The 25,815-nt window shown below is 64.9% G+C and carries 24 protein-coding genes; 6 read left to right on the plus strand and 18 right to left on the minus strand.

From position 1 onward, the window contains the following. Positions 1-4 precede the first annotated feature (4 nt). The 3 genes from leuS to ACS7SF_RS05985 form a co-directional block, all read right to left on the minus strand. Complete coding sequence (leuS, locus tag ACS7SF_RS05975) at positions 5-2,638, minus strand: leucine--tRNA ligase (RefSeq protein ID WP_439892128.1); 2,634 nt, start codon at positions 2,636-2,638, stop codon at positions 5-7. A gap of 176 nt (positions 2,639-2,814) precedes the next feature. Beyond that, positions 2,815-3,606: a 4-hydroxy-tetrahydrodipicolinate reductase gene (dapB, locus tag ACS7SF_RS05980; RefSeq protein WP_439892129.1), complete on the minus strand. Its 792-nt coding sequence runs from the start codon at positions 3,604-3,606 to the stop codon at positions 2,815-2,817. A 102-nt stretch (positions 3,607-3,708) separates the two neighbouring features. Further along, positions 3,709-4,377, minus strand: a complete 669-nt coding sequence (locus ACS7SF_RS05985) for an outer membrane protein assembly factor BamE (RefSeq protein WP_439892130.1) — start codon at positions 4,375-4,377, stop codon at positions 3,709-3,711. Positions 4,378-4,530: 153 nt separating this feature from the next. On the opposite strand from ACS7SF_RS05985, the gene fur reads away from it, so the two are divergent. Continuing rightward, positions 4,531-4,962, plus strand: a complete 432-nt coding sequence (fur, locus tag ACS7SF_RS05990) for a ferric iron uptake transcriptional regulator (RefSeq protein ID WP_426394952.1) — start codon at positions 4,531-4,533, stop codon at positions 4,960-4,962. Positions 4,963-5,034: 72 nt separating this feature from the next. Here fur and ACS7SF_RS05995 read toward each other — a convergent pair whose 3' ends face one another. The 14 genes from ACS7SF_RS05995 to ACS7SF_RS06060 all read right to left on the minus strand — a co-directional run bounded on the left by ACS7SF_RS05995 (position 5,035) and on the right by ACS7SF_RS06060 (position 19,777). Continuing rightward, on the minus strand, positions 5,035-6,075 hold the full coding sequence (locus ACS7SF_RS05995) for a LysR family transcriptional regulator (protein WP_439892131.1): 1,041 nt from the start codon (positions 6,073-6,075) through the stop codon (positions 5,035-5,037). Positions 6,076-6,088: 13 nt separating this feature from the next. Continuing rightward, entirely contained in the window at positions 6,089-6,334 is a 246-nt protein-coding gene (locus ACS7SF_RS06000; protein WP_439892132.1) for a hypothetical protein, read from the minus strand. A gap of 15 nt (positions 6,335-6,349) precedes the next feature. After that, a complete protein-coding gene (gene gap, locus ACS7SF_RS06005; protein WP_439892133.1) occupies positions 6,350-7,348 on the minus strand; it encodes a type I glyceraldehyde-3-phosphate dehydrogenase in 999 nt (332 codons plus the stop codon). A gap of 74 nt (positions 7,349-7,422) precedes the next feature. Then, positions 7,423-9,438 carry a transketolase gene (tkt, locus tag ACS7SF_RS06010; protein WP_439892134.1) on the minus strand — a complete coding sequence of 672 codons (2,016 nt, stop codon included), beginning with the start codon at positions 9,436-9,438 and terminating at the stop codon, positions 7,423-7,425. Positions 9,439-9,569: 131 nt separating this feature from the next. Further along, complete coding sequence (gene dgoD, locus ACS7SF_RS06015) at positions 9,570-10,718, minus strand: galactonate dehydratase (protein WP_439892135.1); 1,149 nt, start codon at positions 10,716-10,718, stop codon at positions 9,570-9,572. Further along, positions 10,715-11,350: a 2-dehydro-3-deoxy-6-phosphogalactonate aldolase gene (locus tag ACS7SF_RS06020; RefSeq protein WP_439892136.1), complete on the minus strand. Its 636-nt coding sequence runs from the start codon at positions 11,348-11,350 to the stop codon at positions 10,715-10,717. The genes dgoD and ACS7SF_RS06020 overlap by 4 nt, the downstream gene beginning before the upstream one ends. 3 nt (positions 11,351-11,353) lie before the next feature. Further along, positions 11,354-12,151, minus strand: a complete 798-nt coding sequence (locus ACS7SF_RS06025) for an SDR family oxidoreductase (RefSeq protein WP_439892137.1) — start codon at positions 12,149-12,151, stop codon at positions 11,354-11,356. Then, positions 12,148-13,032: an aldose 1-epimerase gene (locus tag ACS7SF_RS06030; RefSeq protein WP_439892138.1), complete on the minus strand. Its 885-nt coding sequence runs from the start codon at positions 13,030-13,032 to the stop codon at positions 12,148-12,150. The genes ACS7SF_RS06025 and ACS7SF_RS06030 overlap by 4 nt, the downstream gene beginning before the upstream one ends. Continuing rightward, a complete protein-coding gene (locus ACS7SF_RS06035) occupies positions 13,013-13,927 on the minus strand; it encodes an SMP-30/gluconolactonase/LRE family protein (protein WP_439892139.1) in 915 nt (304 codons plus the stop codon). Before ACS7SF_RS06035 ends, ACS7SF_RS06030 begins: the two co-directional genes overlap by 20 nt. 10 nt (positions 13,928-13,937) lie before the next feature. Continuing rightward, the gene (gene araH, locus ACS7SF_RS06040; RefSeq protein ID WP_439892140.1) at positions 13,938-14,957 is read right to left on the minus strand and encodes an L-arabinose ABC transporter permease AraH; all 1,020 of its coding nucleotides are present in this window, start codon (positions 14,955-14,957) and stop codon (positions 13,938-13,940) included. Positions 14,958-14,974: 17 nt separating this feature from the next. After that, positions 14,975-16,510 (minus strand): L-arabinose ABC transporter ATP-binding protein AraG, encoded by a 1,536-nt coding sequence (araG, locus tag ACS7SF_RS06045; protein ID WP_439892141.1) that lies wholly within the window; start codon positions 16,508-16,510, stop codon positions 14,975-14,977. A gap of 33 nt (positions 16,511-16,543) precedes the next feature. Then, entirely contained in the window at positions 16,544-17,548 is a 1,005-nt protein-coding gene (locus ACS7SF_RS06050) for an arabinose ABC transporter substrate-binding protein (RefSeq protein ID WP_439892142.1), read from the minus strand. 116 nt (positions 17,549-17,664) lie between these two features. Then, positions 17,665-18,678: a 2-dehydro-3-deoxygalactonokinase gene (locus ACS7SF_RS06055; protein ID WP_439892143.1), complete on the minus strand. Its 1,014-nt coding sequence runs from the start codon at positions 18,676-18,678 to the stop codon at positions 17,665-17,667. Positions 18,679-18,712: 34 nt separating this feature from the next. Beyond that, complete coding sequence (locus tag ACS7SF_RS06060; protein ID WP_439892144.1) at positions 18,713-19,777, minus strand: porin; 1,065 nt, start codon at positions 19,775-19,777, stop codon at positions 18,713-18,715. A gap of 175 nt (positions 19,778-19,952) precedes the next feature. Here ACS7SF_RS06060 and gcvA point away from each other — a divergent pair, with 175 nt between their 5' ends. The 4 genes from gcvA (at position 19,953) to ACS7SF_RS06080 (ending at position 22,843) form a co-directional block, all read left to right on the plus strand. Then, complete coding sequence (gcvA, locus tag ACS7SF_RS06065) at positions 19,953-20,879, plus strand: transcriptional regulator GcvA (RefSeq protein ID WP_439892145.1); 927 nt, start codon at positions 19,953-19,955, stop codon at positions 20,877-20,879. Positions 20,880-20,951: 72 nt separating this feature from the next. Continuing rightward, positions 20,952-21,374, plus strand: a complete 423-nt coding sequence (locus ACS7SF_RS06070) for a VOC family protein (RefSeq protein WP_439892146.1) — start codon at positions 20,952-20,954, stop codon at positions 21,372-21,374. A 34-nt stretch (positions 21,375-21,408) separates the two neighbouring features. Then, entirely contained in the window at positions 21,409-22,167 is a 759-nt protein-coding gene (locus ACS7SF_RS06075) for a 16S rRNA (uracil(1498)-N(3))-methyltransferase (protein ID WP_439892147.1), read from the plus strand. A gap of 88 nt (positions 22,168-22,255) precedes the next feature. After that, positions 22,256-22,843 (plus strand): YidB family protein, encoded by a 588-nt coding sequence (locus tag ACS7SF_RS06080; protein WP_439892148.1) that lies wholly within the window; start codon positions 22,256-22,258, stop codon positions 22,841-22,843. Positions 22,844-22,921: 78 nt separating this feature from the next. Here the strand turns inward: ACS7SF_RS06080 and ACS7SF_RS06085 are convergent, their stop codons facing one another. Then, positions 22,922-23,872, minus strand: coding sequence for a LysR family transcriptional regulator (locus ACS7SF_RS06085; protein WP_439892149.1), 951 nt, complete (start codon positions 23,870-23,872; stop codon positions 22,922-22,924). Between the two features lie 196 nt (positions 23,873-24,068). On the opposite strand from ACS7SF_RS06085, the gene ACS7SF_RS06090 reads away from it, so the two are divergent. After that, positions 24,069-25,805 (plus strand): IlvD/Edd family dehydratase, encoded by a 1,737-nt coding sequence (locus ACS7SF_RS06090; protein ID WP_439892150.1) that lies wholly within the window; start codon positions 24,069-24,071, stop codon positions 25,803-25,805. The last annotated feature ends 10 nt before the right edge of the window (positions 25,806-25,815 follow it).

Genomic DNA, 25,815 nt, shown 5'->3' on the forward strand with positions numbered 1-25,815 from the left:
CCAATCAGGCCACCACGTTCACCAGACGGCCCGGCACCACGATGATCTTCTTGGGCGGCTTGCCTTCTGCAAATTTCTGGACCGCCTCGTCCTTGGCGGCAATCGCCTCGATGGCCGCGCGGTCGGCATCGGCCGGCACCACGATGCTGCCGCGCACCTTGCCATTGACCTGCAGCACGAGTTCGATCTCGCTCTGCACCAGTGCGCCTTCGTCGACCGGGGGCCACGGGGCGTCAAGCAGATCGCCGTAGGCACCGGCGTAGCCCAGCTCTTGCCACAGCACGTGCGTGACGTGCGGCACCACCGGGTACAGCACGCGCAGCAGAATGCCGAGGCCTTCACGGCGCGCATCGGCGCCGGCGTCCTTGGCACCTTCCAGCGCGTTGAGCATCTTCATCGTCGCCGAGACGACGGTGTTGTACTGCAGACGCTCGTAGTCGTAGTTGGCTTGCTTGAGCACGGTGTACAACTCGCGGCGCAGGGCGCGGTCGGCATCCGTGGCACCAGCGACGACACCGTTGCCATGGCCGGCACGAATCGCATCACCGTGCGCCACACCGAAGTTCCACAGACGGCGCAGGAAGCGCGAGGCGCCTTCCACACCGGCGTCATTCCACTCGAGCTGTTGCTCAGGCGGCGCGGCGAACATCGTGAACAGGCGCGCGGTGTCGGCACCGTACTGGTCGATCAAGGCTTGCGGGTCGATGCCGTTGTTCTTCGACTTCGACATCTTTTCCACACCGCCGATCACCACCGGCTGGCCATCAGCCTTGAGCGTGGCACCCACCGGGCGGCCGCGTTCATCGGTCTGCACGTCGACGTCGGCCGGGTTGATCCACTGCTTCTTGCCGGATGCGTCTTCGCGGTAGTACGTCTCGTTGAGCACCATGCCCTGCGTGAGCAGGTTGGTGAACGGCTCGTCAAACTTGACCAGGCCCAGGTCACGCATGACCTTGGTCCAGAAGCGCGCGTACAGCAGATGCAGGATCGCGTGCTCGATGCCGCCGATGTACTGGTCCATCGGCATCCAGTAATCGTTGCGTGCGTCGACCATGGTGGCGCCGTCCGGGCACGTATAGCGCATGTAGTACCAGCACGAATCGATGAAGGTATCCATCGTGTCGGTCTCGCGGCGTGCGGGCTTGCCGCACGACGGGCACGTGCACTCCAGGAAGCGTGGGTCCTTGGCGAGCGGGTTGCCCGTGCCGTCCGGCACGAGGTCTTCGGGCAGGCGCACAGGCAGATCTTGCTCCGGCACCGGCACGACGCCGCAGCTGTCGCAATGGATCAGCGGGATCGGCGTGCCCCAGTAGCGCTGGCGCGAGATGCCCCAGTCGCGCAGGCGCCAGGTGGTCTTCTTCTCGCCGAGGCCCTTGGCGGCAAGGTCGGCAGCAACAGCGTCGACGGCTTGCTGATAGTTCAGGCCGTCGTACTTGCCGCTGTGGAACAGCACGCCGTGTTCCTTGTCGCCGTACCACTCGGCCCAGGTGGTCGTGTCGTAGGGCTGGCCCTTCACGTCGATGACCTGCTTGATCGGCAGACCGTACTTGTTGGCGAACGCGAAGTCGCGCTCATCGTGTGCGGGCACACCCATCACAGCGCCGTCGCCGTAGGTCATCAGCACGTAGTTGCCGACCCACACCGGCACGGATTCGCCCGTGATCGGGTGCGTGACGGTCAGGCCCGTCGGCATGCCCTTCTTTTCCATGGTCGCCATGTCGGCTTCCATGACGCTGCCGTGCTTGCATTCGTCGATGAACGCGGCGAGTGCCGGGTTGGTCTGCGCGGCGTGCGTGGCGATCGGGTGCTCGGCGGCCACGGCGCAGAAGGTCACGCCCATGATGGTGTCGGCGCGCGTGGTGAAGACGTACAGCTTGCCATCGTTGATCAGCTTGCCGTCGTCACCGGGAATGCTGTGCGGGAAAGCAAAGCGCACGCCTTCGCTCTTGCCGATCCAGTTCTGCTGCATCAGCTTGACGCGCTCGGGCCAGCCCAGCGGGTTCAGATCCGCCAGCAACTCCTCCGCATACTCGGTGATGCGCAGGTAGTACATCGGGATCTCGCGCTTTTCCACCACCGCGCCCGAGCGCCAGCCGCGCCCGTCGATCACCTGCTCGTTCGCGAGCACGGTCTGGTCGACCGGGTCCCAGTTCACGGTGCCGGTCTTGCGGTAGGCGATGCCCTTTTCGAGCATCTTCAGGAACAGCCACTGGTTCCAGCGGTAGTAGTCCGGGTTGCAGGTCGCCACTTCACGCGACCAGTCGATCGCCAGGCCCATCGACTGCATCTGCTTCTTCATGTAAGCGATATTGTCGTAGGTCCAGGCAGCGGGCGCCACACCGTTGTTGAGCGCCGCGTTTTCCGCCGGCATGCCGAAGGCGTCCCAGCCCATCGGCATCAGCACGTTGTACCCCTTCATGCGCAGCTGACGCGTCATCACGTCATTGATCGTGTAGTTGCGCACGTGGCCCATGTGCAGCTTGCCCGACGGGTACGGCAGCATCGAGCAGGCGTAGAACTTGGGCTTGTCCGAGCCGTCAGCAGCGCGCGCGTGTTCGGTCACGCGGTAGGCATCTTGGGCCTGCCAGTGTTGCTGCGCTTGCTGTTCAACGTCGGACGGGGAGTATTTGTCTTGCATGGCGATGGGTCGCCCAGATGCCCCGGGCGATTGCAGCCTCGCGTTGCGCGCGCGGCCAGAAGTAAGTAACGGAAAAGGCCCGATTATACCGTCGCCACCCACCCCAACCGGGCGATGGCGGCGCTGCCAACAAGGCGCCGGACAGGCCTGCCGACGCCCTTTCCTGCCCGCCTGACTTACAGGCCGAGCACGTCGTTCATGTCGTACAGGCCCTTCTTGCCGGCCACGTACACCGCCGCGCGCACGGCACCTTCGGCATACGACTGGCGCGTGTTGGAGCGATGCGTGATCTCGATGCGCTCGCCGTCGCCGGCAAACAGCACGGTGTGGTCGCCCACGATGTCGCCGCCGCGCACGGTGGCAAAGCCGATGGTGCCCAACTCACGCGGGCCGGTTTCGCCCTCACGGGTGTAGACGGCGCGGTCGGCCAGCTTGGTACCCTGCGCCTCCGCCACGACCTCGCCCATCTTGAGCGCGGTGCCCGATGGCGCGTCGATCTTGTGCTTGTGGTGCGCTTCGATGATCTCGACGTCATAGCCCTGCGCCAGGATCTTGGCGGCCACTTCGATCAGCTTGAAGGTGGCGTTCACGCCCACGCTCATGTTCGGCGCCCAGACCACGCCAATCGACTCGCCATAGGTCTTGAAGCTGGCCTTCTGCTCGGCCGTGAAGCCGGTCGTGCCGATCACCACCGCGGTACCCAGCTCACGTGCGATGTTCAGATGGTTGATCGTCGCGTCCGGGCGGGTGAAGTCGATCAGCACGTCCGCTTGCGAAAGACCCGTGCGCACGTCGTCGGTCACGATCACACCGGTGGTCTTGCCCAGCTTGGCGCCAGCATCCTGGCCCACCATGTCGCTACCGGGGCGGTCCAACGCAGCGCCCAGTGTCACGCTAGGCGTGCGCAGTACGGTGTCGATCAGCATTTGGCCCATGCGGCCCGAAGCACCTGCAATCGCGATTTTCATGTTGGTCGATACAAAAGAGAGGCGGTCTGTAAAACGCACAAGCGGCGGAACCGGTCCGCCGCTCGCTCGAAGATGGTGTGCCGATGCGCTGGCTACGTGCGCTCAGGGCGAGGTGGTTGCCGGGGGCGGAACGCTGGTATCGGTGCCGCCACCGCCGGTGCGGCGCTCGGGCAATGTCACATCCACATTGTTCTTGGCGCCGGTGGTCGACTGCACGCGGTCGCTCATTTCAGCCGACGGAATCGACGGTGCGCGCGATGCCGGAGCAGCGCCTGCAGCGGCGGCCGCAGCCGCGGCGTCCTTCTTCGGGCGTTTGATGCCGTCGATTTCGGCGATCAGCTCCGACTCGGACGGCAGGTCGTCCGCGCCGACCCACTTGGCGAGGCGATCGCCATCAAACCACACGGTCAGCTTGCGTTCCTGCACCACGCTCGCGTTGCCGCGCTTGAACGAGAAGATGTAGTCCCAGCGGTTGGCGTGGAACATGTCGGTCAACAGCGGCGTACCGAGCACGAAACGCACTTGGTCACGCGTCATGCCTTCCTTGAGCTGCGCCGCCTGTTCGCGCGACACGAAGTTGCCCTGCACGATATCGATGCGATACGGCGTGATGGCATTGGCGATCTTGCGCGTGGTGCTGTCGTAGGTGCCGCATCCAGCCAGCAGCGCCGACACTGCCAGCATGGCCCCCACCAAAAGGCCGCCGCGACGGGCGGCATGGGCAACAACAGGGGCACAACGGACAGGACTGCGCGCAAAGGAAAAGGTCATGAGCGATCGGCCTTCAAACGGTTCCGGAGTGACCCGGTACGGGGGGAATCGGCGACGGCCCAGGCACATCGAGCAGGCCCGTCAATGGGACTTTTGCCGCCAAAACCCTTATGATTGGAATATCCGAACATTGTACTCTAGGGAGCCTGGCGCATGCCGAGTCCTGCAGACCTCAAGAACATCGGTCTGAAAGCCACGGTGCCGCGGTTGAAGATCCTCGAGATCTTTCAGACCAGCGAAGAGCGCCACATGAGCGCCGAAGACGTGTACCGCATCCTGCTCGCCGAGCACATGGACATTGGCCTGGCCACGGTCTATCGCGTGCTGACGCAGTTCGAGCAGGCGGGCCTGCTGTCACGCAACAACTTCGAATCCGGCAAGGCGATCTACGAACTGAACGAAGGCAAACATCACGATCACCTGGTGTGCCTCGATTGCGGGCGCGTGGAAGAATTCTTTGACGCGGAAATCGAGCAGCGGCAGCAAAGCATTGCCCGCGAACGCGGTTTTGCGTTGCAGGAACACGCGCTGTCGCTCTACGGCAACTGCACGAAAGACCCCTGCCCGCATCGCCCGAAACGCTGAAGCGCCATCGCAAAGCAAAACGGCCGCATCATCTGCGGCCGTTTTTCGTTGGGACTGAGGTAGCGGTGGATGTCAGGCGGACAGCCGCGTCTCATCCTCCTTTTCTGCATCGCCCTTGCCGCTCTTGCTGGCTTTGCCCGGCTCGCCGGCGGACAGCGGATGCGCAGGTGCGCCAGATGCCTGACCGGTGTATTCCGCCACCACCTGCTTGAACAGGCCGCGTGCCCACACTAGCATGGGGTGCGTGTTGCGGCTGCGGTGCCACAGCATGTTCAGGCCAAGCACGGTTTCAAGCTCCGCCGGCAATGGAAAGGCGTTCAGGTTGTACGCGTCACACACCAGATCTTTCATCAGCGAGTTGACCGTGAACACCATATCGGTCTGCCCGGCCACCTCGGCCTGCGTGCGCCAGCCGTGCACGGTCATGGTCGAGTTGCGCTTGAGACCGCGCTGCTGCAGCGCATAGTCCAGCGGAATGAGCGACGGCGCCGCGCGGCTGCCCGGGCTGCCTTGCGCAACAAAGATGTGCTCGCACTCCAGATACTGTTCGAGCGTGCAGCGATCGGCCAGGATCGGATGCCCCTTGCGGGCGCAGACCCACATGTTGAAGGAGGTCACCACCTCTTCCATGATCTCGGCGTGGCGCGTGGGGAACGGCGAAAACGCCAAATCCAACTCGTTGGCGCGCATGGCCGCCACGTCGGACTCCCACGACGAGGATTCCGTCAGGCGCACCTGCAAGCCCGGCGCCAGGCGCTTCACGCGCAGCAGGAAGCGGTCGAAGAGCGCGTCGCCCAGCGTGCCGGCAAAGCTAATGTTGAATGTGCCGGCGGCTTCTGCCGGATCAAACGTTGCGATATCGCCCTCGTTGATAGCGGCCCAGAGGTCCAGCATTTCGCGCACTTTGGGACCCAATTCGAGCGCCTTGGGTGTCGGCGTCAGGCCGTGCGGGACGCGGATAAAAAGGGGATCATCGAAAATCTCGCGCAAGCGCCCCAGCGAATGAGAGACCGCCGGCGCGGTCATATGCATTTTCTCAGCCACATAGGTGGCATTCCGCTTGCTGAGCAGCTCGACAAATATCACCAACAGTTTGGTATCGACGTTGACCATGGGATGCCTTGGCTCAGGAACAGCAGCCCTTGCCGCAGCAATGGGCCGGACGCGACAAAAATAGTTGCCACGTCAGAATGTAGTATTTGTTCAGTGTACGGACTGCAACCTGATTTTCAAAGCAAATTCCTGTAGCCTCGCCCGGCAGTTGCTTGCGCGCAAACGTTTCCGAATGAACACAAACAAAAGGCGACACCCCACAAAAGGATGCCGCCTGATAGAAAAAACGCGCCATCGGGCGCGTTTTCTCCAGCTTCACAAGGTTACTTGGCGATTACTTGGCCACCACACGTGCCATTTCCAGGCACTTGTTCGAGTAACCCCACTCGTTGTCGTACCAGCTCACGACCTTGATGAAGGTGCCGTCCAGCGCGATACCGGCTTCAGCGTCGAAGATCGAGGTGCGTGCATCGCCACGGAAATCCGTAGCAACGACCTTGTCTTCGGTGTAGCCGAGCACGCCCTTCAGTGCGCCCTGGCTCTGCGCCTTCATTTCGGCGCAGATTTCAGCATACGTGGCAGCGCTTTCCAGCTCGACGGTCAGGTTGACCACCGACACATCCGAGGTCGGCACGCGGAACGACATGCCGGTCAGCTTCTTGTTCAGCTGCGGGATCACCACGCCCACGGCCTTGGCGGCGCCAGTGCTCGACGGGATGATGTTTTCCAGGATGCCGCGGCCGCCGCGCCAGTCCTTGTTCGACGGGCCGTCCACGGTCTTCTGCGTGGCGGTGGCAGCGTGCACGGTCGTCATCAGGCCGCGCTTGATGCCCCACTTGTCGTTCAGCACCTTGGCAACCGGTGCCAGGCAGTTGGTCGTGCACGAGGCGTTCGAGATGATCGCTTCGCCCTTGTACGATTCGTGGTTCACGCCGAACACGAACATCGGGGTGTCGTCCTTCGACGGGGCCGACATGATCACCTTCTTGGCGCCCGCGTCGATGTGCTTCTGTGCGCCTTCCTTGGTCAGGAAGATGCCGGTCGACTCGATCACCACGTCGGCGCCGACTTCGTTCCACTTCAGCTCGGCCGGGTCCTTCACGGCGGTCAGGCGGATCTTCTTGCCGTTGACGACGAGCGTGTTGCCGTCGACCGCGACTTCACCGTCGAAGCGGCCGTGCACCGAGTCGTACTTGAGCATGTACGCCAGGTAGTCGGGCTCGAGCAGGTCGTTGATGGCAACGACTTCGACGTCCTTGAAGTTGGCGATGGCGGCGCGGAACACCATGCGTCCGATGCGGCCGAAGCCGTTGATGCCGATCTTGATGGTCATGGTCAGTCTCCTGATAGCAAAGATGAAATCGAAAGCAACGCGGCACCTCGTGGGTGCCGCATGCGCAAATTCAATTAAGCAATGACGCTCTTGGCGGTGTTCACCACGTTTTCAACGGTGAAGCCGAAGTGCTTGAACAGCACGCCTGCCGGAGCCGATTCACCGAACGTGTCGATGCCGACCACAGCCTGCACTTGGTATTTCCACCAGAAGTCGGTCACACCGGCTTCCACGGCAATGCGCGGCACGCCATGCGGGAGCACGCTGGCCTTGTAGGCCGAGTCCTGCTTGTCGAACACGGTGGTGGCCGGTACCGACACCACGCGGGCGTGGATGCCTTCGGCAGCCAGTTGGTCAGCCGCGCCGACCGCCAGCCCGACTTCCGAGCCGGTGGCGATGATCACCACGTCCGGCTTGCCGTTGGCCGCATCGCGCAGCACGTAGCCGCCGCGGGCGATGGCTTCGCGCGTGGCCGGATTGCGTGCTTGGAACGGCAGGTTCTGGCGGCTGAAAATCAGGCAGCTCGGGCCGTGCTGGCGCTGGATGGCAGCGGCCCAGGCGACGGCGGTTTCGGTGGTGTCGGCGGTGCGCCACACATCCATGTTCGGGATCAGGCGCAGGCTGGCGACGTGCTCGATCGACTGGTGCGTCGGGCCGTCTTCGCCCAGGCCGATGGAGTCGTGCGTGAAGACGAAGATCGAGCGGATCTTCATCAGCGCGGCCATGCGCAGCGCGTTGCGGCTGTAGTCGGAGAACGTCAGGAACGTGCCGCCGTACGGAATGTAGCCGCCGTGCAGCGCGATGCCGTTCATGATGGCGCTCATGCCGAACTCGCGCACACCGTAGTTGATGTGGTTGCCCCATGCATCCACGCGCACGGCCTTGCTGCCGCTCCAGTTGGTCAGGTTCGAGCCGGTCAGGTCGGCCGAGCCGCCCAGCAGCTCGCCCAGCACCGGGCCGTAGGCTTCCAGCGTGTTCTGGCTGGCCTTGCGGGTGGCGATGGTCTCGGCCTTGAGTTCGCACTTCTCGATGAACTCGTCGACGGCCTTCTCAAAGCTGGCCGGCAGTTCGCCACGCATGCGGCGCTCGAATTGTTCGGCTTCGGCCGGGTGGCGCTCGGAGTACGCATCGAACAGCGCGTTCCAGGCCTTTTCCACGGCTTGGCCTTGGCCTTTCGCATCCCACGCGTCGTACACGGCTTGCGGAACTTCGAACGGAGCGTGCGGCCATGCCAGCGCCTCACGCGCAGCGGCGATTTCCACGCCACCCAGCGGGGCGCCGTGCACGTCGTGACCGCCTTCCTTGTTGGGCGCGCCCTTGCCGATCACGGTGCGGCAGCAGATCAGCGTCGGCTTGCTCGACTTCTTGGCTTCGGCGATAGCGGCGTCCACAGCGTCGACGTTGTGGCCGTCCACGGCGCGGATCACGTTCCAGCCGTAGGCTTCGAAACGCTTCGGGGTGTCGTCGTTGAACCAGTGGACGACCTCGCCGTCGATCGAGATGCCGTTGTCATCCCACAGCGCGATCAGCTTGTTCAGGCCCAGCGTGCCGGCCAGCGAGCAGGCTTCGTGGCTGATGCCTTCCATCAGGCAGCCGTCGCCCAGGAAGACGTAGGTGTGATGGTTGACGATGTCAAAGCCGGGGCGGTTGAACTCCTGGCCCAGCAGGCGTTCAGCCAGCGCCATGCCGACGGCGTTGGTGATGCCTTGGCCCAGCGGGCCAGTCGTCGTCTCAACGCCGGGAGTGATGCCGTATTCCGGGTGGCCGGCGGTCTTGCTGTGCAGCTGGCGGAAGTTCTTCAGCTCCGACATCGGCAGGTCGTAGCCGGTCAGGTGCAGCAGCGCGTAGATCAGCATCGAGCCGTGACCGTTGGACAGCACGAAGCGGTCGCGGTCCGGCCAGCGCGGGTTCAGCGGGTTGTGACGCAGGTGGCGGCTCCACAGCGCCACGGCGATGTCTGCCATGCCCATCGGCGCGCCGGGGTGACCAGAATTGGCCTGCTGGACGGCGTCCATGGCAAGCACGCGGATGGCGTTGGCCATCAGCTGAGTGGGCTGGGTGGTATTCGAGTGGAGTGCGGGGGCGGTCATGCGAACCTGCGGGCGGAGAGACGGTAGGCGGGAAAACCGCGATTTTACCAGACGGACATGTCCCCGCTGGGGTGATCGCGGTCAGAAAAACGGGGGACAGCGCCCCCTCCCGGCCCCCTCGCCCGCCAGGCTTACCACTCCGCCACGGAACCGTCGGCGTGGCGCCACACGGGGTTGCGCCAGTCGGGGGCTTCCTTGCTGCGCTCGATGACCAGCGCTTCGTCAATGTCCACGCCCAGGCCCGGCAGGCGCGGCGGGCGGATATAGCCGCCTTCCAGCGCGAAATCCGCCTTGTTGCGCACGTAATCGAGCAATTCGGCGCCCTTGTTGTAGTGGATGCCCATGCTTTGCTCCTGCAACGTGGCGTTCCAGCTGACGAAATCGACGTGCAGGCAGGAGGCCAGCGCAATCGGCCCAAGCGGACAATGCGGCGCCAACGCCACATCGTAGGCCTCCGCCATGGCGGCGATCTTCACGCATTCGGTAATGCCGCCCGCGTGCGACAGATCCGGCTGCAGGATCGACACCCCGCCCGCCTCCAGCACGCGCTTGAAATCAAAGCGCGAGAACATTCGCTCCCCGGCGGCAATCGGCAGATGGGTCTGCGCGGCCAGGCGGGCGTAGGTCTCAGCTTGCTCGGCCAGCACGGGTTCTTCGATGAAGAGCGGGCGATACGGCTCCAACTCCTTGATGAGCACCTTGGCCATTGGCGCAGACACGCGGCCGTGGAAATCCAGCCCGAACTCGACCGTGTTGCCGAACGCCGAGCGAATCTCCGCCACCTTCGCCACCGCCGCATCCACCGCACGAGACGTGTCGATGATGCCCATCTCCTCGCAGCCGTTGAGCTTGAAGTGGTCAAAGCCGCCGGCCTGCAGCGCCTTCATGCCGGCAATCACATCGGCCGGACGGTCGCCGCCGACCCAGCTATAGGTGCGCATCTTGTCGCGCACGAGGCCGCCGAGCAGTTCATACACCGGCACGCCCAGCACCTTGCCCTTGATGTCCCACAGCGCCTGGTCGATGCCGGCGATGGCGCTCATCAGGATCGGGCCGCCGCGATAGAAACCGGCGCGGTACATGGTCTGCCAGAGGTCGTTGATACGGCTGGGGTCCTGGCCGATGAGGTAGTCGGACAGCTCATGCACCGCTGCCTCCACTGTGCGAGCGCGGCCTTCAATAACGGGTTCCCCCCAGCCGGTGACGCCTTCGTCGGTTTCGACTTTCAGGAACATCCAGCGCGGCGGCAGGCGGTAGGTGGTCAGGCGGGTGATTTTCATGGATGGATCGTGCGGTCGGATTGGACAGAACGGTAGGCGGAGACGAAGGCGTGCGCGCGTTCGGCGGTGCGTTCGACGGGCTGGCCGGGGCGATACAAGTCGGAGCCAAGGCCTGCGCCGATGCAGCCCGCAGCGAGGTAATCGGCGAGGTTCTCCGGCGTGATGCCGCCCACAGCGAACACGGGCACCTCAGGCGGCAGCACGGCCTTGAGCGCGCGCACGTAGCCGGGGCCGAGATTGCCAGCGGGGAAGATCTTCAGCGCTTCAGCACCAGCGTCCAAGGCGATGAAGGCCTCGGTGGCGGTCATGCAGCCGATACAGGTGACGAGCTTGCGCTCAGCCGCCGCGCGGATGACATCTGCATTCGTATTCGGCGTGACGACCAGCTTGCCGCCGGCGGCGACCATCAGCTCGACATCTTCGGGGCGCAGCACAGTGCCGGCGCCGATCAGGGCGCGATCCCCGAAGGCACGGCCGGCCAGTTGCACACTCTGCGCCCAGTCGGGCGAGTTCAGCGGAATCTCGATCGCGTCGAAGCCGGCATCGACCAGCGCCTGCGTGTGCGCAAGCACCTCGTCGGGGCGGATGCCGCGCAGGATGGCGATCAGCGGAAGGTGAGTTGTCCAGGTCATGCGTTACTCGTGATAGAGCTGCGAGCGGCCGCCATCGATCAGGATGTCGGTCGCGTTGATGAAGCGGGCCTCGTCGGAGGCGAGGAACAGCGCGGTGTAGGCCACTTCTTCCGGCTCGCCGATGCGCTTGCAGGGCAATAGCTCAGCTTGGCGACGGCGCTCGGCTTCGGGGTCGGGCGCGGCGGCAAAGCCCGCCTCGGCAATCGGCGTGAGGATCAGTCCCGGCGAAATCGAATTCACCCGAATCCCGCGCGCCGCATATTCAATGCCCAGCGCACGCGTGAGCCCGATCAGCCCGTGCTTGGCCACCGGATACGGAAACGCGCCCGGAATGATCTTGTGCCCGTGCACCGACGCGATGTTGACGATGCTGCCCGCCCCACGCGCCAGCATGTGCGGCAGCACGGCGCGCGCGCAGTGCCACGCGCCTTCCAGATCGACGGAGAGGCAGCGCGCCCAGTCCGCTTCGCTGAGCTCGAGCGGATCGGCAAACACGTTGATGCCCGCGTTGTTGACCAGCACATCGATGCCGCCGAAGCGCTCGACGCCCGCCGCGACCATCGCGTCGATCTGGCTGCGGTCGCGCACGTCGGCTTGGATGAGGAGGATGTTGTCGTCGTCACCAATGGACGCGGCGAACGCTTCCGCGCGTTCGTCACGCACCAGCGCGTTGACGATCACGCGCGCGCCATGTTGTGCGAACAGCTTGGCAATCGCGCCGCCAATGCCCTGCGTGGCACCCGTCACCAGGGCGACCTTGCCGGCCAAGCGCGGGGGGAAAGACGTCGGAGAAGCGGTCATGCGTGAGAACGGCTCGCGGTGAATTGATAGCTGCGCGCCAGGCTCTGGCCGGTGCCGAGGATGGTCAGCCCGTGGTCTTCCGGCAAACCTAGCAGGTTGTGCGCGTTGATGGCGTGGTCGACGGGTTCGAAGCAGAAGAAGTCGAAGCCCGTTGGTGTGTAGAGCACGTAGCGCGAGGTATCCGCGGTCATCGACAGCGACAGGCGCCGGCCAGGCCACACGATCTGGGCTTGGCCATCCCAGCCCTCGAAGCTGTGGTTGATGTCGGCCCCCGCTGCGAGCGGCTGCAGCTTGTGGAAATCCGCGTCGGCGGGCGGCGCCTGCAAGACCTTCGGCAGATGGTCGGGCGCGGCCTGCCACATGCCGGTCGCACACGCTTGCAGCCGCACGTCCGGCGTGCGCGGGAAGAAAGGATGCAGCCCCAAGCCGAATGGCAGCGGCGCGCTTTCGTTCCGCACGGAGAGCGCCACGTGCAGCGCATTGCCACTCAGCGTGTAGCGCAGCCGCGCCGCGTAGCGGAACGGCTGACCGCTGTCGACCACAGCCGCCAGTTCGACCGACACCTCCGTCTGCGAGACCACCCGCCACGGCATCAGCCAACCGTGGCCGTGCAGTGGATACGCTTCGCCTTCGCGCGTGAGTGGCACGTCGACGGTGCGCCCCTGGAACGTAAAGCGCCCGCCGCCGATGCGGTTGGACCACGGCACCAGCGGGAAGCAGGCGAGCGTTCGCGGATCGTGCAGTGCTGCATCGACAGTGCCCGGCCGGAAGATGGGCACGATGTCGCCATCGCCAAGCCAATCGAAGCGCAGCAACCCACCGCCAGCTTCAGGGAGCACGTCGGCGCGCAATGCGCTGTTCTCAAGCCGCAACGTGGGCATGGCCGAAACGGGCCTCCGGCAATCCGCGTACGTTGGGCACAGCGAGTTGGAGCGTCGCGCCAGCGTTCGGGTCTTCTGCCAGGCGATGCGCCGACAAGCCATCGCGCGCCGTCGTCAAATACAGCGCATTGAACGCAGCGCCGCCAAAGGCGGGGCACGTCGGCTGCGACGTCGGCACAGACAGGCGCGCCAGCACGCGGCCGTCGGGCGCATAGCGCGTGAGGCGGTTGCCGCCCCACTCTGCGTTCCACAGGCAGCCTTCTGCATCGACCGTGGAGCCATCGGGCGAGCCCTTGTGGTGCCCTTCAGCATCTTGGTCACGCAGATCGGCAAAGAGGCGGATGTTGCCGACGTTGCCGGTTTGGCCGTCGTAGTCGCATGCGTGGATGTGGCGACTCTCCGTATCGCACCAGTACATCGTCCCGCCGTCGGGGCTGAAGGCGATGCTGTTGGCGATGGCGATATGAGGCAGCGCCAGGCGTTGCAGCACGCCCATGGGCGTGAAGCGGTAGAAGCTGCCGGTCGGCTCCGGGCCGCCTTCGTGCATCGTGCCGAAGACGTAGTTGCCGCAGCGGTCGGCACGGCCGTCGTTGACGCGCGTGGTGGGGTTGTCGGCCTCCACGTCGGCCAGCGGCTGCAACGTGCCGGTGTGCGTATCGAAGAGGACGACCTTTTTGGCGAGCCCGAGAATCAGCACACCAGGAGCGTCCGTCAGCACGAACGAGCCCACGCGCTGCGGCAGCGACCATTGGCGCTCCTTGCCGGTCGCGGGATCGTGCTGCCACAGCAGCGATTCCTGGATGTCGGTCCACCACAGCACGTTGAGTTCGTCGTCCCAGACGATGCCCTCGCCGAGCGTGCAGCGCAGATCAGAGAGGATGGTTGCTTTCGTCATCTCTGCGTCCTCAATCCCGACCACCGCGATTCTTCAATTGGTCCACCAGCACCGCTGCCAGCAGGATCGCGCCGCGCACGAGGTACTGATAGAACGCGTCGATGTTCAGCAGGTTCATCGCGTTCTGCACGGTGCCCATGATCAGCACGCCGACCAGCACCCCGCTGATGGTGGCGCGGCCGCCCAGCAGCGACACACCGCCCAGCACGCAGGCCGAGATCACGTTCAGCTCAAAGCCCTGCGCCGCATTCGGTTGGCCGCTGGTGATGCGCGCCGCCAGAATCACGCCGGCCAGCGCGGCAATCACGCCCTGAATCAGGAAGATGACGATGCGCGTCATGTTGACGTTCACGCCCGCCAGACGCGCCGCTTCCGGGTTGCCGCCAATCGCCAGCGTATTGCGCCCGTAGATCGTCTTGTTGAGCAGCACGCCAAACACCACGAAGCACAGCCCCGCCACCCACACCGGCGTCGGCACACCAAAGACGATGGTGTTGCCCAGATCGAAGAAGGACATATCGGCCACGCCCACCGCCTGTCCATGCGAGGCAATGAAGGCCAGCCCGCGCACGATTTCCATCGTGGCCAGCGTGGTGATCAGCGCATTGATCTTCAGCTTGGCGATCACGAAACCGTTGATGCCGCCGATGACCGCCCCCGCCACCAGACTGGCGCCAATGCCCAGCGCGATGCTGCCGGTCGCGTTGATGATCATCGCGCAGAGCACGCCGGCAAATGCCACGGTGGAGCCAATCGACAAGTCAAAGTCGCGCGAGGCCAGGCAGAACATCATGGTGCAGGCCACCATGCCGATCTGCGAGACGGAGAGCGCCAAGCCCACCATGTTCTGCCACGAGAAGAAGTACTCGACCGAGAACGACAACGCGGCAAACAGGATGGCGAAAATCAGCGGCAGGCTGAAATCGTCCAGCAGGCGAAGGAGGCGCGTTTTGTTCATAGACGCAGTTGTGTTATTCGGGGCCGACGCAGCCAGGGCGTCGGCATGTTGCAAACGTTGAGACTGGGACATCTTGGACTCCGGGGTTCTCATGCAGCCAGCGGCGGCAAAGGTGCGGACGGCAGCGGCGCAGATTCAGGACGCAGTGCCAGCTTGAGCACAGCCTGTTCGTTTGCCTGCTCGCGCGGCAGTTCTCCGGCGATGCGGCCTTCGCTCATCACCAGCACGCGGTCGGCCACGCCGAGGATCTCCGGCAATTCGCTGGAGATCATCAGCACGGCCACGCCGCGTTCGGCCAGCTCGTACAGCACCTGGTAGATCTCGTTCTTGGCACCGACATCGATGCCGCGCGTGGGCTCGTCGATGATCAGCACGCGCATGTCGTCTTCCGCCAGCCAGCGCGCCAGAATGGCCTTCTGCTGGTTGCCGCCCGACAGCAGGCGGATCGGCTGCTCGCGGTTGGGCGTCTTGATGCGCAGCCGGTTGATGTAGTGATCAGCGGTTCTCGCTTCCTGCTTGTCGTTGACGAACAAACCGAAGCGGCGCTGGTTGCGCCGGCAACTGATGTTGATGTTCTCCGACACCGAGCGGCAGCCGATGATGCCTTCCTCCTTGCGGTCTTCCGGGCACAGCACGATGCCTTGGCGGATGGCGTCGGCCACATCGCAGATGCGGATCGGCGCGCCGTCCAGCGCGATGCTGCCGGCGGTCTTGCGATCGGCACCGTAGATAAGACGCGCCAGTTCCGAGCGCCCTGCACCCACCAGCCCGAACAGCCCGACGATCTCACCACGCCGTACGGACAGGTTCGCCGGCTCCGCCAGCTTCGGGCCCATCAGGCCCTCCACTTGCAAGCGCACTTCACCGAGCGGCCGCGCGCGGTAGTCAAAGATGTCGTCGATCTGGCGACCGACCATCTGCGCCACCAGCTCGTCACGCGTGACATTGGCCATCGCCGGAAAATCCGCCACCTTGCGGCCATCGCGGAAGATCGTGCAGCCGTCGCACAGCTCGAAAATCTCATCCAGCCGGTGCGAGATGTAGATCAGCGCCCGGCCCTGCGCCCGCAGGTCTTTCACCAGACGGAACAGGATGTCGGTCTCGCGGATCGACAGCGAACTCGTCGGCTCATCCAGCGCAATCACGCGCGCATCGCGCAGGATCGCCTTACAGATTTCGACCATCTGGCGCTGGCCGATCGACAGATGCTTCAGCTTGGCGCGCGGGTCCAGATCCACGCCGATGCGGCCGAGCTGTTCGCGCGTCCAGGCCATCGCCTCCCGCTGGCGGATAAACCCGCCGCTGGCCGGCAGGTGGCCGAGCAGCAGGTTGTCCATCACCGTCAGCTCGGGCACCGTCTGCAGTTCCTGGTGGATGACCGCAATGCCCGCCGCCAGCGCCGCCCGCGTGGTCGGGAACGCGGTCGGCTTGCCCTCGACGACGATCTCCCCGCCATCCGGCTGGTAATCGCCGCCGAGGATCTTCAACAGCGTCGACTTGCCCGCGCCGTTCTCGCCCAGCAAGCCGTGCACGCGGCCGCATTCGATGCCGAACGACACATCGGACAGCGCCCGCACACCCGGAAACACCTTGCTGATGCCACGAAACTCAAGAAACGCCGACATGGCAAGTCTCCTTCAACAACGTTGTCCGCAAGATCACAAACCCATCTCTTGGCGGACCTGCTTCTCGTTGTCGCGCGTCATCAGGCGGCCGCTGGTGAGGATGAGGGGTTCGGGCGCCTTGTTGGCCTTGATCCACTCGTACATGTTCACCGAGGTCTCGTAGCCGTGACGCTTCGGGCTGATCAGCACGGTGCCGAAGAAGCCGGTCTTCTCGGGCTTGGCGAATTCGTTGAGTGCCGACTGGCTGCCGCCGATGCCCACACCGATGATGTCCGCCGGCTTCACGCCATGGCCTTCCGCTGCGCGCACGGCACCCAGCACCGCTTCGTCATTCAGGCCGAACGCAATCCAGTGCTTGAACTTCGGGTTCTTGGTGAGCGTGATGTTGGCGGCGTTGAAGGCGGCTTCGGTATCCGTCTTGGCCTGCGGGCTGGTCAGCACGTTGGCGGCCGGGAAGCCCGCCTTGGTGAGCGCCGCGACGGCACCGTCGGTGCGCTCCTTGGCGGTCGGCAGTTGGTCGTACGCAATGCGGATGGCGCCGACTTCCGACAGGTTCCAGCCGCGCTTCTTCATCTCCTGCGCGATGGCGTCGCCCACCTGCTCGCCGATCTTCGTGGCCGAGATCCCCATGTGCGGCACCGACTCGATCGGCTTACCGGCGCCGTCGACCAGGCGGTCATCCACCGTCATCAGCTTGAGGTTGTTCTGCTTGGCCTTGGCCACCACCGCCGGGCCGAGCTTCACGTCCGGCACGCAGATCACGAAACCCTGCGCGTGCTGCGCGCCGAGGTTATCGATAGCGGTCAGCACTTCGCCACCGCTGGGCACGCCGATCTTCACCAGCTTGAAGCCCTTCTCCTTGGCGGCCTGGTCGGCGAACTTCCATTCATCCTGGAACCAGGGCTCTTCCGGCTGCTTGACCAGGAAGCCGATCTTCACGTCGTCCGCCGCATGGGCAAACACCGAAAAGCCGCCGGCCATGGCGAACAGCGTGGCAGCTGCGATGGCTTTAAACGTACCGCGTCGTTGTTGGTTCATCTTGTCTCCTTGTGATGTCGTCTTGGCGACACCTGTTTTGCTGTGGATAACCACTGTGGACAACTGCTGTGGATAACCGTTGTGGATAAATCGGTTTGGCCGCGCCAGCACTGGGCTTACGCCGCCTTCAACGTCTTCACCAAACCACGCTCGCGGGCGATGGCAATCGCGCCGCTGCCGGCCAGGTGTTCCTGCTGTTCATTGCTCGTCACGGTGACCTTGCCGGAGAAGAAATCGTCGTCCGACACCAGCACGGCCAGCGACTCACGCAGCAACGGCTTGCCCGTGATGACGAACTGCGTGCCCGGGTTCATGCGGATCGCGCTGCTGTTCTTGAGCGTGAGCAGATCCGCGCCCAGCACCGCGCCCAGCAAGAAGTTGGCCCGCGCATTGCGTTCGTAGATCGTGAACTGGCCCAGCGTGCGCACCATGAAGCAGGCACGCCCTAGGCCGATGCTGCTGGCACTGCGCGCACCGGCCAGCAACATCTCCGGATCGACTTCCGTGGCGAAGTCGGAGTCCAGCGAATCCGCCAGGATGGTGTTGTGCGTGATCACGTGGAGCAGTTCGCCGGCCAGCGTCGTCACGCAGCCGGTGATGCGCTGGTCGGCGTCCAGATGCACGAACTTCGAGTGCGAGCCCGGCAGCACGATCACCGCCGGTTCCGTGATGCCCAGGCGCGAGACCAACCCCATGGTCTCCACCTCTTCGCCACGCATCATGTCCATCGACTCGATGTTGTGCAGGCCCAGGTTGTCCACCGGATTGCGCACGCCCGGCACAAACCAGATCGGCTTGTCGCACACCTCGGCGATGCTCGCCTGCACCATCCCCGCCGCCAGATCGCGCAGGCCGGCCGGCGCAGTCAGGTGCGGCACCTCGTGCAGCCCCACGTTGGAGGTGATCATGCCGGAGGCCAGCACCAGGTCGACCTGGTTCATGCCGAAACCGGCCTTCTGCAGCGCGGCTTCAATGGTGTCTTGCACGCCGCGCTGCAGCGTCGTTTTGTTGCCGGTGATGGCGGTGTCGCGCACCCCGACCTGGCGCGCGGCCTGGCAGAGCGCAACGTCATCACGCCACACGGTGACGCGCGTGTTGGTGGTACCCGTATCGATGGTGAGGATGTTCATGCGTGGCATTGCTTGGGAGTGGGCCCGGGGGGCGTTAGAACGAGTGGACGATGCCGGTGTACGCCCCCAGCTGGTTCTTGCCCGGCGCCGGGTTGTTGTTGGTCGCCTCCACCGAGAAATTGGCGTTGGCGCTGTTCTGCACCGTGCCCACGCTCGCGTACAACAGCGTGCGCTTGGACAGGTTGTAGTTGGCGCCGGCCATGAACAGGTTGGCGTTGCCGCCGCCGTGGTTCACGTTGACGCGGTAGGCGGCGCCGATCAGCGTAAGCGCTGGCGTCAGCTCGTAGTTCACGCCCAGCCAATAGTGGTTGGCCTTGGTCGGTGCACCGACCGGGGCATCGGGTGCAGACAGGTTCTCGTACACCGCAAACAGCTTGGCCTTGCCGATGGTGAACGTGCCGCCCACCGTCGCTTCCTTCGAGAAGTTGAAGATGTCGGTGTACTTGCCGTTGGCGTCGCGGATCACGTCATAGATCGCGCGCACTTCCACGGGACCGGCGGTGTAGACGGCGGACACGCCATCGCGGCGGCTATTGGTGAAGGAGCCAGGCTGTTCGCCCAGGCCGGTCTGCAGGCCGAACTGGAAGCCGCCCCAGGTGGGGCTCTGGTATTCGACGATGTTGTTGGCGCCTTGCCAGTTGCGGCCGCGCACCAGCGTGGCGGAGCCGATGAACTGTTGGCCAGTCGGGTCGAGGAACCAGACGTCGTTGCTGATGAAGAGGTTCTTACCGGCGGTCAGCGTGCCCCAGCTGGGGCTGGACAGGCCAACGTACGAACGCCGGTTGAAGAGCGCATCCCCGTTGGTTTTACCCTGCGCGGCGCCAAAGCCGGATTCCAGGCGGAAGACGGCCTGCAAACCACCGCCCAGGTCCTCTTTGCCCATGAACCCGAACATGCTGGTCCCCCACTGGTTGTCAGCGGCGCGCCAGAGGCTGCCGCCCGGCGCGGTCGCCGTGGGGGCGACGTTGTTCTGGTAGTCGATGCCGCTGGCGACGCGGCCGTACAGCGTGACGTTGGTTTGTGCGAGGGCGGGAGCGGTCCAGCCAGCGAGCGCAAGGCCGCACGCCAGCATCCCGCGAACAGCGGTGGTTCGATTCATGACGTCTCCTGAATGTTTTTGTAGGCGGGGCCGGCGCGTCGCGTGGATGGAGATCGCTGGAGGCAGACACCAGGCGAGTGCAAACCGTCCCCAGGCGCATTTGTAGTTGCAGTGTGCAGAACGTGGCAAACTACAAATTCTTCGCGGTACGTTAAATTTTTCTTAACGAGAACGCATGGCGAGACGCCTACCTCCCCTTAACGCATTGCGCGTCTTTGAAGTTGCGGGCCGCCACCTGAGCTTCAGCCGGGCCGCCGACGAGCTTTGCGTGACCAACGCCGCCGTCAGCCACCAGATCAAACAGCTCGAAGATCATCTCGGCAAGAAGCTCTTCGCGCGCCGCAACAACCAGCTCACGCTGACGGACGCCGGCGAGAACTACCTCCCCCGCGTGCGCGACGCCCTGCGTGCGCTGGAACAGGCCACCGACCTGCTGATGGACACCGCCGACACGCCATTGCGCGTGGCCGTGCCGCCAACCTTCGGCGCCAAATGGCTGGTGCCGCGCCTGTACCGCTTCTTCAACCAGCACCCACATGTGCGCGTCGAGGTCTCGACCGCCGACGTGCAAGACCACGGCCAGTTCGACCTCTGCATCGACGATCGGCAGATCAATGCGCCCAACCTGCGCGTCGAATGGTTCACCTCCACCGATTTCTTCCCCGTGTGCAATGCCGCCATGCAAGCGGCGATTCGCATGCCGCAAGACCTGGCTGCGCACACCCTGCTGCACGAGCGCGGCGGACGCCACCTCGCACATCACCCGACGTGGCAGCAATGGCTCGACGAGGTGGGGGTACGCCAGATCGACGCCACACGCGGGCCGGCGTTCTCCGAAGCGCTGATGGCGCTGCAAGCCGCCATTGACGGCCAGGGCGTGGCGCTCGGCCAGGGCATCCTCGTGGAATACGACATCGCCGCCGGGCGCCTGGTGCGGCCCCTGGCGACGGAGGCCTCGCTACGGCTGTCGTACTACCTCATCCACCCGCGCGAAGCCGTGGAGCACGCGGGCTTTGCGCTGTTCCGGCAATGGCTCATCGACGAAGTGGCGCGCGGTGCCGGCCGCGCGCGCAATCTACAGGCGCCGGGCGAGGTGTTTTGATTTCTTTTTGATTGTGGCGTGGCAAGCGCTCTACACTAATCGTCCGGCGTTTTCCTATTTCAAGAGCCCGCCATGAGCTTCCCCCGCCCCGCCAATACCCCGTGGCTCGTCCCCTACCTGACGGTGCGCGACGCGTCCGCCGCCATCGGCTTCTATCGCAACGCGTTCGGCTTTGCGGTACAGGACGAAGTGCACGACCACGGCCGGCCGATCCACGTCGAGATGACCTACCAAGGCCAGCTCATGCTGATGTTCGCGCCCGAGGGCGTATTCGGCTCCACCGCCAAGGCCCCGGCCGGTGCGGGCTTTGAATGCCCGCAGAGCTTCCACCTGTATTGCGACGACGTCGACGCCGCCTACCAGCAGGCGCTCGACCAGGGCGCCACGTCGATCATGGCGCCGCACGACGCCTTCTGGGGCGAGCGCTACGCCGCCGTGCGCGACCCCGACGGCTACCGCTGGGGTCTCGCCTGCCGGCCTGCGCCCGCCGCCTGATCGCCCCACCCGATTCACCATAAGGATTGCTGTAATGGGGCTCCCCCGCTTTTACGTCGATACCCCACTCGCCCCGCACACGACCATCGCGCTGCCGGAGGCCGTCACACGCCATATCCATGTCCTGCGCCTGGCCACGGGCGACGAGGTCTGCCTGTTCGATGGCTCCGGCAATGAGTTCCGCGCCCGCCTGGATGCCATCAACAAGCGCGACGCCACCGCCAGCCTGACGGATGCGACGCAGCCCGACACCGAGGCGCGCTACGCCATCACGCTCGCTCAGGGCATTGCCGGCGGCGACAAGATGGATTGGCTGATCGAGAAATCGGTGGAGCTGGGCGTGCACGCCATCGCTCCGCTGCAGACCGAACGCGCCGTGGTGCGACTCTCCGGCGAGCGCGCCGCCAAGCGCGTGCAGCACTGGCAAGCGCTGGTGCAGGCCGCCTGCGAGCAATGCGGCCGCGCACGCGTGCCGGCTGTCGCACCCATTGCCACGCTGCGCGAATGGCTGGCGGGCGCCGAATCAACGAACGCGACCGACGTGCCGCGCGTGTTGCTGTCACCGCGCGGCACGCAATCGCTCACGCAATGGGCCGTGCAGTCGCGCGAGCGGATTGAAGCCCGCGGCATCGTCCTGCTGATCGGCCCCGAAGGCGGGCTCTCCCCCGACGAGGAAGCGCTGGCCGAAGCCGCCGGTTTCTTACCGTTGACACTCGGGCGACGTATTCTGAGAACGGAATCGGCGGCGCTCGTGGCCGTGTCCGCGCTGCACGCCGTGCTCGGCGAGTTTTGAGTTCTGTGTTCTGACAACGCAACACTGACCGTTTGATCCCCCGGCGGGCGCCTATCCCTGTCCCGCCATTGACCATAGGAGCTTCATCATGGGTCTACTCGATTCCATCCTCGGCGGCGGCAATGACGCCAGCGGCGCGCAATCGTCGTTGCTGGGCAACAAGAAAGTGCTGCTCGCCGTGGGCGTGCTGGCCTATCTGGCAATGAAGCACGGCAAAACGCCAGACGCCGGCAACGGTGCCCAACCGCAGCAAGAGCAAGACGGCGGCCTGTTTGGTTCGCTAGGTAGTCTGCTCGGCGCCGCAGGTGGAGCCGGCGCGCTCGGCAGCCTGCTGGGCGGTGCCGGCGGCCTTGGCGGCGTGCTCGGCGGGTTGCTCGGCGGTGGCGGCGGTAACGCAGATCAGGCGGCGGCAGGCGGTCTCGGCCCGCTGCAGCAGATCCTGGAGCAGGCCGGTCTGGGCGAGCAGGTCAAATCGTGGATCGGCAACGGCCAAAACCTGCCGGTGTCCGGCGAGCAGATCACGCAAGCGCTAAGCGGCACGGGCGCGCTGGAAGAAGTGTCGAAACTGGCGTCCAGCTTCGGGATCAACGAAAGCGATCTCGCCAACCAGCTCGCCGAAGGTCTGCCGGAAGCTGTGAACCATCTCACGCCGCAAGGTGCGCTGCCGGCTGCCTGAGCGCACTCGCTGCCATGTCATGTTGAAGAGCCCGCAATTGCGGGCTCTTTTCGTTTCCGATGTCCGACGGGCGCCGGATCAGCCCTGGCTGTCGTAGGCCGTGCGCCCCGCCGTGCGCAGCGCCTCCACCACATGCATGGCGGCCGGCGACAGCAGCCGATCGGTGCGCGTGATGATGCCGAAGTCGTCCATCTGGCAGGGCATCGCCAGCGGCAGGATTTCCACCATGCGATACGACGCGTAGTACTGCGCGACATCCACGCCGATCACGGCCAGCATGTCGCTCTGCTGCAGGATGCGCGTGAGAAACAGCAGCGCGGAGGTTTCCACCACGCTGGTCGGCGCCGTGAGGCTGGCTCGCTGGAACATCAGGTCAAACCGGTGGCGTAGCACGCTGCCGATGGGCGGCACCACCCACGTGGCGGCTTGTACGTCGTGCAGGGTCAGCGTCGGCTCTGCCAGCAAGGGATGCCCCGGCCGCGCGACGGCCACGACCGGCTCGTCGGCAAGCGGCTCGTAACGCAGGTGCAGCTTGTCGTGCTCAGCAAACAGCCGGCCGATGACGAGGTCGAGTTTGTCCTGTGCGAGTCGCTCCAGCAGCACATTGCTGTTCTCGATTTCCAGCGAGACGCGCAAACCCGGGTGCTCGCGCGTGACCTGTGCCACCACCGGCGGCAGCAGTCGCACGCCCGGTGAGGTGATGGTGCCGACCGCCACGTGGCCGAGATGGCCGGCCTTGAGCCCAAGCACCTCTTCCTGCGCCTGATTCAGGCTGCCGACCACTGCGCGCGCGTGGCGGATCAGCGCGTCGCCGTAACGCGTGGGCCGCATGCCGCGCGGCATGCGCTCGAACAGCGGCACATCCAGCATCGCTTCCAGCTCGCGTAGCAGCTTGGAGGCCGCCGGCTGCGTCATGTTGAGCACCGCCGCCGCACGGTGGATGTTGCCTTCCTCGGCCAGCGCAATCAGCAGCAGCAATTGCCGCGTCTTCAAGCGCGCACGCACATACCACGGGCTGGAATTCGACATGGGGGTTTCCCTGAGATACCGGATTGGATATCAATGAAGACCAATATTTCATTGGAAGGATATCAGGCCGCTCCGTACACTCGGGCCGATCAAAACCACAACCACACCGGAGACAACGGACGTGCCGCGCGGCGACCTGCCACGCAGCCGGTCGGTGCGCATGCCTAGCGCTCGCCTGCGTCCGTCACACGCACCCATGTCGGAAACAAAACGCAAGCTGCGCTCGGCCCAATGGTTCGGCACTGCCGACAAGAACGGCTTCATGTATCGGAGCTGGATGAAGAACCAGGGCATTCCCGATCATGAATTCGACGGTCGCCCCATCATCGGCATCTGCAACACGTGGTCGGAGCTCACGCCGTGCAACGCGCACTTCCGCAAACTGGCCGAGCACGTCAAGCGTGGCATTTACGAGGCGGGCGGGTTTCCGGTGGAGTTTCCGGTGTTCTCCAACGGCGAGTCGAACCTGCGCCCGACGGCCATGCTCACGCGCAACCTCGCGGCCATGGATGTGGAAGAAGCGATTCGCGGTAACCCGATCGACGCGGTGGTGCTGCTCACCGGCTGCGACAAGACCACCCCTGCCCTACTGATGGGCGCGGCCAGCTGCGACGTGCCGGCCATCGTGGTGACGGGCGGGCCCATGCTCAACGGCAAGCTCGATGGCAAGAACATCGGCTCAGGCACGGCCGTGTGGCAGCTGCACGAATCGCTCAAGGCGGGCGAGATCGATCTGCATCATTTCCTGTCGGCGGAAGCGGGGATGTCACGCTCGGCCGGCACGTGCAACACGATGGGCACGGCGTCCACCATGGCCTGCATGGCCGAGGCGCTCGGCACCTCGCTGCCGCACAACGCGGCGATTCCCGCAGTGGATGCGCGGCGCTACGTGCTGGCGCATATGTCCGGCATCCGCATCGTCGAGATGGCGCTGCAGGGACTGACGCTGTCGAAGATCCTCACGCGCGCTGCGTTTGAAAACGCCATCCGCGCCAACGCTGCGATTGGCGGATCGACCAACGCGGTCATCCACCTCAAGGCGATTGCCGGGCGCATCGGCGTGCCGCTGGAGCTGGAAGACTGGTCGCGCATCGGCAAAGACACACCGACCATCGTCGACCTGATGCCTTCGGGCCGCTTCCTGATGGAGGAGTTCTATTACGCCGGTGGCCTGCCCGCGGTGCTGCGCCGCCTGGGCGAGGCGAACCTGCTGCCGCATCCCGATGCGCTGACCGTCAACGGCAAGACGCTGTGGGACAACGTGAAAACCGCACCCATCACCGACGACGAAGTGATCCGCCCGCTGAGCAATCCGCTGATCGACGATGGCGGCATTCGCGTGTTGCGCGGCAATCTGGCGCCGCGCGGTGCGGTGCTCAAGCCGTCTGCGGCGAGCCCCGAGTTGCTCAAGCATCGCGGCCGCGCCGTCGTCTTCGAAAACCTGGAGCACTACAAGGAACGCATCGTCGACGAAAGCCTGGAGGTGGATGCCAGCTCCGTTCTGGTGATGAAGAACTGTGGGCCGAAGGGCTACCCGGGCATGGCCGAGGTCGGCAACATGGGCTTGCCGCCCAAGCTGCTGCGCCAGGGCGTGAAAGACATGGTGCGCATTTCCGACGCGCGCATGAGCGGCACGGCCTACGGCACGGTCGTGCTGCACGTGGCGCCCGAAGCGGCGTCCGGTGGCCCACTGGCCGCGGTGCAGGACGGCGACTGGATCGAACTCGACTGCGAGGCCGGCACGCTACACCTGGACATCAGCCCCGAAGAACTCGCGCAGCGCCTGGCGGCCTACCAGCCGCAGCGTTCGCACGGCGAGGCAGGTGGCTACCAGCGCCTGTACGTGAACCACGTGTTGCAGGCCGACGAAGGTTGCGACCTCGACTTCCTGGTCGGATGCCGCGGCGCCGCTGTGCCGCGCCACTCGCACTGAGCGGGAGGCG

The organism is Ralstonia sp. 25C, from assembly GCF_051904805.1.
Lineage (GTDB): Bacteria > Pseudomonadota > Gammaproteobacteria > Burkholderiales > Burkholderiaceae > Ralstonia.